General features: G+C 62.7%; 10 protein-coding genes. 3 read left to right on the top strand and 7 right to left on the bottom strand.

Annotated features, from left to right (window positions below):
* Positions 1–303: 303 nt before the first annotated feature.
* Both rpsU and NW852_RS06455 read right to left on the bottom strand, forming a co-directional pair.
* Positions 304–489: a 30S ribosomal protein S21 gene (rpsU, locus tag NW852_RS06460; protein ID WP_011429105.1), complete on the bottom strand. Its 186-nt coding sequence runs from the start codon at positions 487–489 to the stop codon at positions 304–306.
* Between the two features lie 82 nt (positions 490–571).
* Positions 572–1,843 (bottom strand): trypsin-like serine protease, encoded by a 1,272-nt coding sequence (locus NW852_RS06455; RefSeq protein ID WP_414370236.1) that lies wholly within the window; start codon positions 1,841–1,843, stop codon positions 572–574.
* 302 nt (positions 1,844–2,145) lie between these two features.
* Here NW852_RS06455 and NW852_RS06450 point away from each other — a divergent pair, with 302 nt between their 5' ends.
* The 3 genes from NW852_RS06450 (at position 2,146) to NW852_RS06440 (ending at position 6,752) form a co-directional block, all read left to right on the top strand.
* Positions 2,146–3,324, top strand: coding sequence for a 1-deoxy-D-xylulose-5-phosphate reductoisomerase (locus NW852_RS06450; protein ID WP_414370237.1), 1,179 nt, complete (start codon positions 2,146–2,148; stop codon positions 3,322–3,324).
* A gap of 59 nt (positions 3,325–3,383) precedes the next feature.
* A complete protein-coding gene (locus NW852_RS06445) occupies positions 3,384–5,150 on the top strand; it encodes an ABC transporter ATP-binding protein (protein WP_414365919.1) in 1,767 nt (588 codons plus the stop codon).
* Positions 5,151–5,219: 69 nt separating this feature from the next.
* Positions 5,220–6,752 carry a UDP-N-acetylmuramoyl-L-alanyl-D-glutamate--2,6-diaminopimelate ligase gene (locus tag NW852_RS06440; RefSeq protein ID WP_414426571.1) on the top strand — a complete coding sequence of 511 codons (1,533 nt, stop codon included), beginning with the start codon at positions 5,220–5,222 and terminating at the stop codon, positions 6,750–6,752.
* A gap of 8 nt (positions 6,753–6,760) precedes the next feature.
* Here NW852_RS06440 and carA read toward each other — a convergent pair whose 3' ends face one another.
* The 5 genes from carA to NW852_RS06415 form a co-directional block, all read right to left on the bottom strand.
* Positions 6,761–7,951: a glutamine-hydrolyzing carbamoyl-phosphate synthase small subunit gene (gene carA / locus NW852_RS06435; RefSeq protein WP_414365921.1), complete on the bottom strand. Its 1,191-nt coding sequence runs from the start codon at positions 7,949–7,951 to the stop codon at positions 6,761–6,763.
* 96 nt (positions 7,952–8,047) lie between these two features.
* Entirely contained in the window at positions 8,048–8,614 is a 567-nt protein-coding gene (locus NW852_RS06430) for a Tfp pilus assembly protein FimT/FimU (RefSeq protein ID WP_414370241.1), read from the bottom strand.
* 5 nt (positions 8,615–8,619) lie between these two features.
* On the bottom strand, positions 8,620–9,747 hold the full coding sequence (locus NW852_RS06425) for a PilW family protein (RefSeq protein ID WP_414426570.1): 1,128 nt from the start codon (positions 9,745–9,747) through the stop codon (positions 8,620–8,622).
* Positions 9,748–9,802: 55 nt separating this feature from the next.
* Positions 9,803–10,567 (bottom strand): prepilin-type N-terminal cleavage/methylation domain-containing protein, encoded by a 765-nt coding sequence (locus tag NW852_RS06420; protein ID WP_414426569.1) that lies wholly within the window; start codon positions 10,565–10,567, stop codon positions 9,803–9,805.
* A gap of 67 nt (positions 10,568–10,634) precedes the next feature.
* Positions 10,635–11,262 (bottom strand): hypothetical protein (locus tag NW852_RS06415; RefSeq protein ID WP_414426568.1); only part of this gene is annotated, 628 nt, incomplete at its 5' end.

Here is an 11,262-nt window from a genome sequence, read left to right as displayed (position 1 = left end):
AATCAGAACCTGTTGGCATCCGTAGTCCATGGTTGCTGAGTGGCGACCCAAAGCTATAGTAACGACCTGCATCATTGGGGAGCGACTTAAGTCGCTCGAAGGCTTTTCCACCCCGCACTACTCGTGCTAGCAGCGCGGAGCACTTAGTACGGGGCTACCAAGCTACTCTGCTGTGTAATAGGCACGTAGCTGCCTTGGGCCGCGAGAATGGTAACAGGGCTAAAGCCCCCAAGTTGGCTTCCTTCCCCCACTAAAGCAGAGGGGCTTTAGCCCACCCACATCCCGTAACTGAAGAGAAGAGGACTAGGCCATCGATTTGCGGCGGTTGCGCCGCATGGCTACTGCTTTGCGCTTGCGCTTTTCCAGGTTGGTTTCAAAGTGGCGATGGTTGCGCAGATCCCGCAAAATGCCTGCCTTGGAGACCTGGCGCTTGAAGCGGCGCAGCGCGGATTCAATTCCTTCGTTTTCGCCAATCGTCACTTGAGTCATAAGAAAGACATCTCCTCCGTCAATCAACAAAAACGGACTTGGATACAACAGGGATCCCTATCCTAAACCATCTCCGGCCTGCCTATTGGGCGCGGCTGCCGAAGTTGACCCCGGAAACCACCTCCCCCTCTCGCAGGTTCACCGTCAAAGAGACCGTCGCCCCTACGGCAGGAGAAGGGGAGGGTGTTGGAACTGGCATTGGGCTGGGGGCAGTGCCGGTTACCGATTGCACAAACCCGGCAAAGCTGGACACCCGCGTATACACTCCGTAGAAATTGGGCTGGGCGCAGCCTTTGCCAAAACTGGTGATTCCGGCCAGAGCAAAGCCGCTGCCGCTGGGTACGAGCAAAGGCCCGCCGCTGTCCGCCTGACAGGTATCCACACCCCCTTGGGGAAAGCCAGCGCAGAGCATGGTATCTAAAATGATGCCATTGTAAGACTGGGGCGCGTTGCACACCTCGTTGGCGACGATGGGAACTTCGGCCTGTTGCAGATCCAGAGCAAAGCCGCTGGGTTCTTGGTCAAGGTCGCGGGGGGAGGTGGCCCCCCAACCCAGAATGGTGGCCAACGTGCCGGGGGCAGTCAGGCTGGTTTGGTTGGGCTGCACCAGGGGCAGGGTGGCCAGAGCCACCGGCCGCGAGAGGCGCACCAGGGCAAGATCGTTCCCCCCCAGTTGCCCCACCTGGGGATTGTAGCCGGGGTGGATGACGATTTGCGCAGCGCGAATGCGCTGGCCGGCGCTAACCTGCAGACGGGTTGTTCCCACCAACAGATCCAGGCTGCGGGCGTTCACCACCCGCTGGCCTTGATCATTGAAGAAGCAATGGGCGGCGGTGAGCACCCACTCCGGAGCAACCAGGGATCCGGCGCAAAACTGCGCCTGAAAAGGATCCGGCTCCGCCGCGTTCAGCAGGGCCACCATCCAGGGAAAGGCCCCCGGCTGGGCCGGCCTGCCGCCGACAATCCGACCTAAGCCTGAGGGCGGCCCAGTAAACACCCGCCCTGGGGGCAAAAGGGCGGTGACGCGGTAGGTGCCAGGGGGCAAGTTGGAAAAGCGGAAGTTGCCGTTGGCATCGCTGAGGGTGCTGGGCTCCCCCCCATCGAGGCGACCATTGCCGTTTAAGTCCAAAAAGGTGGTGATGCCGGCCAGCCCCGGCTCTCCCGGATCCCGCAGGCCATTGCCGTTGAGGTCGTCAAAGTGGGATCCCTCAATTTGTCCTCGGAGGGGGGAGAAAGAACCACCCGAAGTGCCGCCGCCACAGGCACTCACGCCTAGAACTAGCCATAGTCCGAGAACAGCTCGCCAAGCGCTGCTTGCCTTGAGACGGACAAAAGCTTCTGCGGAGCCAAACATGGGCAGCTTTTCCAGCGGGGGTTCCCCAGCCAGCTTCAGGATATCAGCCCTGCTTGCTTAGGGGCTGGGCTCTCAGTTGGCCAAAGGCTAGCCTTTGGCGGATCCCTAGCGCCACCGCGGCATCCCCGCGGAGGTGCTTAACTTAGGAGAGCAGCCTAGCACAGACAAAGATAATATGAAGGGCGAGAGGCAGGTCTAGCCCTTGTGAGGTGGAGCCCAGGGCACGCTGTGCCAGGGGAAGTCCGCGCCGGCAGGCCGCCATTCTTTGGCAACCCAGACACTCCAGTGCAAAGGGATCACCCATGCAGGCTATCACCTTGCTCGGCTCCACCGGCTCGATTGGCACCCAAACTCTGGACTTGGTGGCCCAGTATCCCGATCGCTTTCGGGTTGTCGGCTTGAGTAGCTACAGCAATGTTACCCTCCTGGCGGAACAGGTGTGGCGGTTTCGCCCCCAGATTGTGGCCGTTGGCCGGGAGGAGCTGCTGCCGGAACTGCGGTCGCTGCTGACCGGGATGCGACCCCTGCCGGAGTTGGTGGCGGGCACGGAGGGGCTGTGTCAGGTGGCGGCTCACCCCGCGGCCCAGCGGGTGGTGACCGGGATCGTTGGCTGTGCCGGCCTCTTGCCTACGCTGGCCGCCATCCGCGCCGGCAAGGACATTGCCCTGGCCAACAAAGAGACCCTGGTGGCAGGCGGCCCGGTGGTGCTGCCCCTGGTGCAAAAGCACGGCGTCAAGCTCATCCCGGTGGACTCGGAGCATTCGGCCATCTTTCAATGCCTGCAGGGGGTGCCGCCGGGATCCCTGCGCCGCATCTGGCTGACAGCCTCAGGGGGGGCGTTTCGCGATTGGCCTGCCGAGCAACTGGATCGGGCAACTCTGGCGGATGCCCTCAAACACCCCAACTGGGTGATGGGGCGCAAGATCACCATCGACTCGGCCACCCTGATGAACAAGGGCTTGGAGGTGATCGAGGCCCACTGGCTGTTTGGCTTAGACTATGACCACATCGAAATCCTCATCCACCCCCAGAGCATCGTTCACTCCCTGATTGAGCTGGCCGATACCTCGGTTCTGGCCCAGTTGGGCTGGCCGGATATGCACCTGCCCATTCTCTACGGCCTCAGTTGGCCGGAGCGCCTAACCACCCCTTGGGATCCCCTCGACTTGGTCAAGCTGGGATCCCTCACTTTTAAGGCGCCGGACCACCGCAAGTATCCCTGCATGGAGCTGGCCTATGCCGCCGGGCGGGCGGGCGGGACGCTGCCGGCGGTGTTGAATGCGGCTAACGAGGCAGCCGTGGCCTTGTTCTTGCAAGAGCGCATTCGTTTTTTGGATATCCCCCGCCTTCTGGAACGGGTCTGTGAGCGGCACCAGGTCATCCCCGCCCCCAGCCTGGAGGACATTTTGCAAGCAGATGCCTGGGCGCGCCAGCAGGTGGAACTCTTGGCGCAGCAGGCCCCAGCGCAGGTTCTGGCCTAATCCCTACCGGGGGGATCCGGCCCAGCGCTAGAGTGGGAAGAAGCTGGAGGAGCACCTGAGTGGCGGGATCCCATCTCCGACAACTGGCCCATTATCTGCGCCCCTATCGGCGCCAGGTGGTGCTGGGCATTGGATCCCTGCTGGTGGTGAACGGGCTGGGGGTGTTCCTGCCCTGGTATGTCAAGCTGGCCATCGATGATCTCAGCCAGAACCTGGCCGCGCTGTCGCCCAGCCGCATTGCCCTCTACGCTCTGGTGGTGCTGGTTGTCTCCACCCTGATGATGGGCATTCGCATTGCCTCGCGGGTGTGGATGTTTGGCGTAGGGCGGCAGGTGGAGTTTCGCCTCAAGCAGGCCATCTTCGAGCATTTGCTTACCCTGCAGCCTTCCTACTTTGCCCAGCAGACCATCGGGGATATTCTCACCCGCATCACCAGCGATGTGGAAAATGTCCGCCGCCTACTGGGCTTTGCCCTGCTCAATTTGGCCAATACAATCTTTGCCTACGGCACTACGCTGCCGGCCATGTTGGGTATTGAGCCACGTCTGAGCGCCTTGGCCCTATCGGTGTTTCCGGTGATGCTGGGGCTGGTGAAGTTGACCAGCACCCGTCTGCAGCAGGAGCAGCTTCAGGTGCAGCAGGAGCTGGCCAATCTGAGCGATCTCATCCAGGAGGACATGAACGGCATCACCCTGATCAAGGTGTATGCCCAGGAAGAGCACGAGCAGCGGGAGTTTCGCCGCCGCAACGAGCGGCTGCTGCAGGCCAATTTGCGCTTGGCCCTCACCCGCAACCTGCTTTTCCCCTCCCTGGTGGCTTTGGTTAGCCTGAGCCTGCTGCTGTCGTTGGCAGTGGGGGGGCCGCAGATTGCCGCGGGGCGGCTGACGATTGGGGATTTTTCCGCCCTCACCCTCTACGTGGAACGGCTGGTATTTCCCACCGCTTTGCTGGGCTTTACCATCACCGCCTACCAGCGGGGCCAGGTCAGCCTGGAGCGGATCGACGCCTTGCTGCGGGTGGAGCCCACCATCCGCGATGCCCCCCAGGCTCTGCCGCTGCCTCTGGAAAAGGTGCAGGGGCGTATCGAGGCTAGGGGGCTGACTTTTGCCTATGCCAATACGGGATCCGCAACGCCGGCGCTGCAGGATCTGCACTTTTGCATCGAGCCGGGGCAACTGGTGGCGGTGGTGGGGCCGATTGGGGCGGGCAAGTCCACCCTGGCCAATGCCCTGCCCCGCCTGCTGGAGATCCAGCCGGGGCAAGTGTTTCTGGATGGGCAGGATATTACCCAGCTTCAACTGGGATCCCTGCGCCGCGCCATTGCCTACGTGCCCCAGGAAAGCTTCCTCTTCAGCGCCACCGTTCGGGACAACATCCGCTACGGCAAGCCCCAGGCGGAAGATTGGGAGGTGGAGTGGGCCGCCAAAGCCGCCCACATCCACGCCGAGATCCTCCACTTTCCCAAGGGCTACGACACGCTGGTGGGGGAGCGGGGCATCACCCTTTCCGGCGGCCAGCGGCAGCGGGTGGCCCTGGCGCGGGCGTTGCTGGTGGACGCGCCGATTTTGATTTTGGATGACTGCCTCTCCAGCGTGGACAATGAGACGGCCCAGGCCATTCTCCGCCACCTGCGCCAGGCCACGGCCCAGAAAACGGTGATCTTGATTACCCATCGCCTCACGGCGGCGGTGGAGGCGGATCAGATCTGGGTCATGAACCAAGGTCGCATCGTGCAGCAGGGATCCCATGCCCAGTTGCTGGCTGATGCCGACGGCCTCTACGCCCGCCTCTGGGCCAAGCAAAAGCTGGAAGAGGCCCTGGCCTAGGGTTTCTCTGGCCAGAAAGCCGGCCCAGCGGCTACCCTAAGCTGCAAAGCTGTGGGGAGGGGCAAAAGCATGGGAAGCAACGGGATCGATCTGCGCCAATTGCTCGGCCAAGCCGGGATCCAACCCCAGTTGGCCCAGGGATCCCTGGAGGGGGTGCAGGTCAGGGGTCTGTGCACCGATTCGCGCCAGGTGCAGGCCGGGGATCTCTTCTTGGGCATGCCGGGATCCCGTGTCGATGGCGGCGAGTTTGTCCGGGCGGCGCTTACCGGAGGAGCGGTGGCGGCTCTCATCTCGCAGGAGGCGTGGAAGCAAGTCAGCGGAGAGGCTGAAGGGAGCAGTCGGCCCATTTTGGTGTGGCCCCGCGCTGGCTTGAACCGGGCTGTGGCCCAGGTGGCGGCAGCCTTCTATGGCTTTCCGGCCCGCCAGCTTACCTTGGTAGGGGTGACGGGCACCAACGGCAAAACCACCACCACCCATCTCATCGAACATCTGCTGCAGGCTGCCGGTCGCCCCACTGCCTTGCTGGGCACCCTCTACAACCGCTGGCCCGGCCACTGCCAGGTAGCCCCCCACACCACCCTGTTTCCGCTGGAGCTGCAGCGCAGCCTGAGAGAAGCCAAGGCAGCCGGCGCCGAGGTGGCGGTGATGGAGGTCAGCTCCCATGCCCTGGCCCAGGATCGGGCTTGGGGGTGTAGCTTTGCCGCTGCCGTCTGGACCAACCTCACCCAGGATCACCTGGATTTCCACGGCAGCATGGAAAACTACTGGCAGGCCAAAGCCACCCTGTTCCGGCCGGAGTACTTGCAGGGGCGGGCGGTGGTCAACGCCGACGACGAGGGCGGACGGCGGCTGCTCGAAGCCATCCCAGCCCCTCTGGAGCCCTGGGCCTATTCCCTCCGGCCTTTGGAAGGGATCCCTGCCCTCTGGCCCAGTGACGTTCAACTTCACCCCAACGGCCTGCAGGCAACCCTGCACACTCCTTTGGGCAGCTTTGCTGTGGCAGCGCCGCTGGTGGGATCCTTCAACCTGGCCAACCTGCTGGCGGCAGTAGGGGTGGCGCTGCACCTGGGGATCCCGGTTGAGGTTATCCAGTCGGCCCTGCCCCATTTTCCCGGTGTGCCGGGGCGGATGGAGCGGGTGAGCCTGCCGGGGCAGGACATCACGGTAATTGTGGACTATGCCCACACCCCCGATGGGCTGGAAAACCTGCTCAAGGCCCTGCGCCCGCAAGTGCAAGGCCGGCTGATCTGCGTCTTTGGCTGTGGCGGGGATCGCGACCGGGGCAAGCGCCCGCAGATGGGCCGCATTGCCGCCACCTGGGCCGATCAGGTGGTGGTGACCTCCGACAACCCCCGCACCGAGGATCCGCAGCGGATCCTGCAGGACATTTTGGCCGGGATCCCTGGATCCCCCTGGGCGGTGGAGGTGGATCGCCGCCAAGCCATTCGCCTGGCCATCCTGGAGGCCCAGCCGGGCGATACGGTGGTGATTGCCGGCAAAGGCCACGAAGACTACCAGATCCTAGGCACCGAGAAGATCCACTTCGACGACCGGGAAGAAGCCCGTGCCGCCCTTTCCCTCAGGGAGAGGGGCCGGGGGTGAGGGTTAGGCTACTCCTGCCCTCTCTTCTGCAGCATCAGCTCCACAAACTCCCGGAAGAGATGGTCAGCATCGTGGGGGCCGGGGCTGGCCTCTGGGTGATACTGCACGGAAAACAAAGGTAGGTGGCGGTGGCGGATCCCGGCCACGGTGCGGTCATTGAAGTTAAGGTAAGTAATTTCCGCTTCCTCCGCCGGGATCGAAGCGGCATTTACCGCAAAGCCGTGGTTTTGGCTGGTGATCTCCACTTTCTGCTCCAGCCCACAGGGGTGGTTGAGGCCGCGGTGGCCGAACTTCAGCTTGTAGGTGGATCCGCCCAGAGCTAGGCTGAGGATCTGGTGGCCCAGACAGATGCCAAACATTGGCTTCCCGCTTTGCAGCAGCGCCTGGGTGGTGCGGATGGCCGTTGTCTCTGCCGCTGGATCCCCGGGCCCGTTGGAGAGGAAAATCCCATCGGGGTTGTAACTCAGGATCTCCTCCGGGCTGGCGTGGGCCGGCAACACCATCACGCGGCAGCCGTAGCGAGTCAGGCGGCGCAAGATGTTGCGCTTGATGCCAAAATCCAGCGCCACCACCCGCAAAGGGGGATCCGGGATCCGGATCCCTTGGCTGCGGCCATAGTCCCAATCGGCGGGGGTGGGCTCCAGCCACTCGTAGGGCTTGGGCGTTGTCACCTCTGCCACCAGGCTCAGCCCCTGCATGGCAGGGGCCTGGCGCACCCGCTCCAGCAGCGCCTGCGGATCCAAGATCTCGGTTGAGAGGGCCCCGTTCATTACCCCTTGTGAGCGCAGCCGCCGCGTCAGGGCCCGCGTATCCACCCCGGCAATGGCCGGGATCCCGTGCTGCTTGAGGTAGTCAGGCAGCGTCCCCGTAGCGCGCCAGGAGCTGGCCAGGCGCGACACGTTGCGGGCGATGATCCCGGCGGCTTGGGGCTGTGCCGATTCCTGATCCAGGTCGTTTACCCCCGTGTTCCCCAATTCCGGGTAGGTGAAGGTGATCAACTGCCCCCGGTAGCTTGGATCCGTCATCACCTCCTGGTAGCCGGTCATGCCTGTGTTGAACACCACCTCACCCACCGCCGTGCCCTCTGCTCCAAACGACCAGCCGGCAAAGGCCGTGCCATCGGCCAGCACCAGCAGAGCCGGCTGCCGAGTTTGCCAGGGGAAAACTTTTTCCGGTGCTTCAAGAGTTGAGGAGACCATAACCTGTGAACCTAGACAACTCCCCTCTCCCCTTGGGAGAGAGGCCGGGGGTGAGGGCAATAGGCCGGGATGAACAGCCTGACTATCCTACCCCAACTATCCTTCCTCTGCCTCGTTGGCGACGTTGCCACATTCTGGCCTGTTGTCCTTGCGGAGAGTGCCGATCAAAGTGCTCACCACCACGCAGCGGTTTTCGCCCTGGGAGTAGGTGCTGCTAACCACAAAGCGCCCCAGCTGACGCGCCCGCCCTTCCGAGTCGAAAACAGCCCTCCCTCTTTCGTTGGCAAAGGTACTAGTTACAGTTACAAAATTATTCAGGCGCACCCGCTGACAAGGGATCGGCTCATCGCAAAGGCCTTCCTCGTCTTGGATCACCAGCGTGGGGACACTCGGATCTGAGTTGTCGATTTCAACCACCCAGGCGCGGCCTTGAAGAGAAGCTCTAGCGTTGGTGCGGGCAGTGCGCAGGGCTCGCTCCACCTTGTTTTGCGCGTCCTCCAATTGGATGCGCGCCCAGATGTTGATCCCGGAAGGAACGGCCAGCCCGGCCACAATGCCGATAATGACCACCACCGCCAGGACTTCTATCAGCGTGAAGCCCTGGGATCGAAGCGGCCGCGCCGGGCCAATGGTTTTTTTCTCCAAGGCCAACATGGTGGACATTCCCCCTAGGAGAGTTGACGGTTGATAACACCGCGGGCAAGAACCCGAGTTTGCAGCGGCAGCAGGTAGCGCGACACCTCTGAGATATCGACGCTGGTGGCATCCTCAATGTAGCGACGGAAGAGGCCGGGGTTGGCCCGCTCCATGGCCGTGGCCGTGATGTTGATGACCACATCCTGGGGTCGGTCGGCGCCGGGGCTGCGCCGCACGCAGACGTAGAAGCCCACGTCGTTCTGGTTATCTGCCAACCCTGAGAAGGTGACGCCGTTGGGTTTGCCACCGCCAAAGGCATAGCCCTGCGGGCAAGCGGGTGCAACCTGTGGACTCCCCTCCCGGCTGCTGAAGATGTTGGAGACCAGAGTTATCAGGCGGGGGCCTTCCTGGCTATTGGCAATGGGGGTCTGGGGCCTTTGCTGCAAAGCCTGCTGAGAGGGCCAGGCGAGAAAACCTTCCCGGAACGGATCCGGATCGGAGCTAAAGAACTCGCTGCGCCCGGCGCAGTCGTTATCACCTTGCCTTGCGAGGGGGCGTAACTCAAAACGCTCGATCCGCGCGTTGCCTTCCCAGGGAGTGTTCCCTGTTGGGTTGCCGGCGTTGTTGTAGTTGCGGCGCAGGTAGTACACCACCAGGGTGTAGATGCCGCGGCGGCTGAGCAGCGTTTCCCAATCCGCATCTTCGCCGGCATCTACGCCGTTTGTGAGCAGGAACCCAGCAGGTGGTTGGGCAGGCAAGATGGCACGGCCTTCGCGAATCTCTTGCAAGGTGGGGTTGCCCTCGTAGCATCCCCGCGGGATCGGTTCCAGCTTCCAAAGGGCAACAACCGGGATAGCGTCATCGGGGCGGCGGATCCAGCCTGGCTCGTAAAGCCGCTGGATAACATCTGGGATCCCGTCCTGTTCGGTGTCGTTGTAAATGTAGAGAGCTTCTGCCAGATCCTGCTGGATATATTCCATGGCCTGGGTTAGCTCCGCCTGCACCTGGGTGCGGCCCGTCTCTTCCCGATCCAGCCGCATCGTCTCGATGACGATCATGGCGGTGGCCAGGAGAAAGATGGAGGCAATCAGCAGCGAGACCAACAGCTCGATGAGGGTAAACCCTCTGCTGGCTCGGCGGCGAAAGATCCTGAAAAACATAGGGCAACACCCCCATCTTGCAACAGGTTTTGCGGGCAGGAACTCAGGCTCTGCCTCAGGTTTCAACAGGACCGACAGGCAAGGGGAAAGCCCGGCACCTCTCCCTGGGATCCTCACCTTTGGTAATGGCTATCTGCCGGCAAACATCTCCCAAGTTGGCGGCGGGGTTAATTTCTACAAAGGAGGTGGCCAGGGGAAAGAGCCAGACATCGGCATTGGCCAAGTTTTGGTTGGCCGAAACCAGCTCCGTTCCCAATCCAGGCAGCGCTTTGCGCGTGTCTGGATCAAAAGAAAAGCGGTGGTAAACCCGCACGCCCAGGCGAAAGCTGCAGGGCACCCCCTCAATAACCGTTCTTGCCTGCCGGTCGATGCAGGGCGCTCCCTCATCGCGGAAGGTTTGGATGACGTATTCTTCCGGGTTCCGCCCCGGCACTTGAACTTGCGCCAGGCGAAGGGAATAGTTGTCTTTGTGGGTGTAGTCGCCGGCATTTGCATCGGCGGGCATCTCGTCAGGGGGTGGGGTGCTGGCCAGCGGGTCTTTTCCCACTTTGGGCAGACGATCCCGTTGAGCCGGATCCTGAAAAGCCTTTGGAGCAGCCGACAGCTCGATATCCACCAGGGTGCGGATGCGATCCACCTCCTCCTGGGCCAGGCGGTTGGCCAGCTCTACCCGCTCGCTCATGGCCCGCCGGTAGGCAACTAAGGTAAGGGCAGGGGCAAGAGCAGTCATGGCAAGCGCCACGATGATCACCGAAGCCAACACCTCAATGAGGGTAAAGCCCTCTGCTGCCAGTTGCCACCGCAGCCGACCCTTGCCCATGGATCCCTCCCTATTTCGCCCCTACTTTAATTTGCCCCTGACCGGACGGATCTATATCAGATCCATATCAATTGAACTCATTGCAGCCGCCAATCTGGGCAGACGGATCCAACGGCACACCCGGCTGATCCTGGAGCGCGCAGCGCAGCCGCCGCACATACGGATCTTGTGGATCCAGCTCGCGCAGGAACTCGGTGCGCGCGTTGGAGGGGAACTGGAAGCGGCTGGAGACGGCGCCGGGGCGGCGAGCAATCTGCAGGCCCACGTCGTAGCCGAAGCGGCGGTTGGGTGGGGAGTAGTAGTCGTAGCCGAGCACAAAGGTTGGATCCGGCACCAGGTTGGGCGGCTCGAAGCTGCGCTGCAAGAAGGGGCCGGTGGCATAGGTGCTGTAGTTGAGCTGGATCATTGAGCCGCTGAAGAAGAGGTTGGTATTTCTCCACAGCTCGTTGAGGCGCAGGAAGTTGTGCATGCCGCCGGCGGTTTGATCCAGCCGCGAGGGGAGCACGCCGCTAACAGCCACCGCGTTGACCCGCGTCTCTCGGGCAGGCTGCAGTTGCCGGTTTTGGCTGCCATCGTCGTTGCGGCGGCGCTGGTTCGGGTCGGTGGAGGCCAGCTCCTGGAAGCGGGGAATGGGAATGGGCCGCCGCGTCACCTCGTCCAGGATCACGCCCAGCACCGGGTTGTTGCCAGCAAAG

Source organism: Synechococcus sp. H60.1 (assembly GCF_047462335.1).
Taxonomy (GTDB): domain Bacteria; phylum Cyanobacteriota; class Cyanobacteriia; order Thermostichales; family Thermostichaceae; genus Thermostichus.
This window is presented reverse-complemented; position numbering and strand designations above follow the sequence as displayed.

Excerpts from the sequence above, each read along its gene's own strand:
- rpsU (WP_011429105.1), bottom strand. The coding sequence starts at position 489 with ATGACTCAAGTGACGATTGGCGAAAACGAAGGAATTGAATCCGCGCTG.
- NW852_RS06455 (WP_414370236.1), bottom strand. The coding sequence starts at position 1,843 with ATGTTTGGCTCCGCAGAAGCTTTTGTCCGTCTCAAGGCAAGCAGCGCT.
- NW852_RS06450 (WP_414370237.1), top strand. The coding sequence starts at position 2,146 with ATGCAGGCTATCACCTTGCTCGGCTCCACCGGCTCGATTGGCACCCAA.
- NW852_RS06440 (WP_414426571.1), top strand. The coding sequence starts at position 5,220 with ATGGGAAGCAACGGGATCGATCTGCGCCAATTGCTCGGCCAAGCCGGG.
- carA (WP_414365921.1), bottom strand. The coding sequence starts at position 7,951 with ATGGTCTCCTCAACTCTTGAAGCACCGGAAAAAGTTTTCCCCTGGCAA.
- NW852_RS06430 (WP_414370241.1), bottom strand. The coding sequence starts at position 8,614 with ATGTCCACCATGTTGGCCTTGGAGAAAAAAACCATTGGCCCGGCGCGG.
- NW852_RS06425 (WP_414426570.1), bottom strand. The coding sequence starts at position 9,747 with ATGTTTTTCAGGATCTTTCGCCGCCGAGCCAGCAGAGGGTTTACCCTC.
- NW852_RS06420 (WP_414426569.1), bottom strand. The coding sequence starts at position 10,567 with ATGGGCAAGGGTCGGCTGCGGTGGCAACTGGCAGCAGAGGGCTTTACC.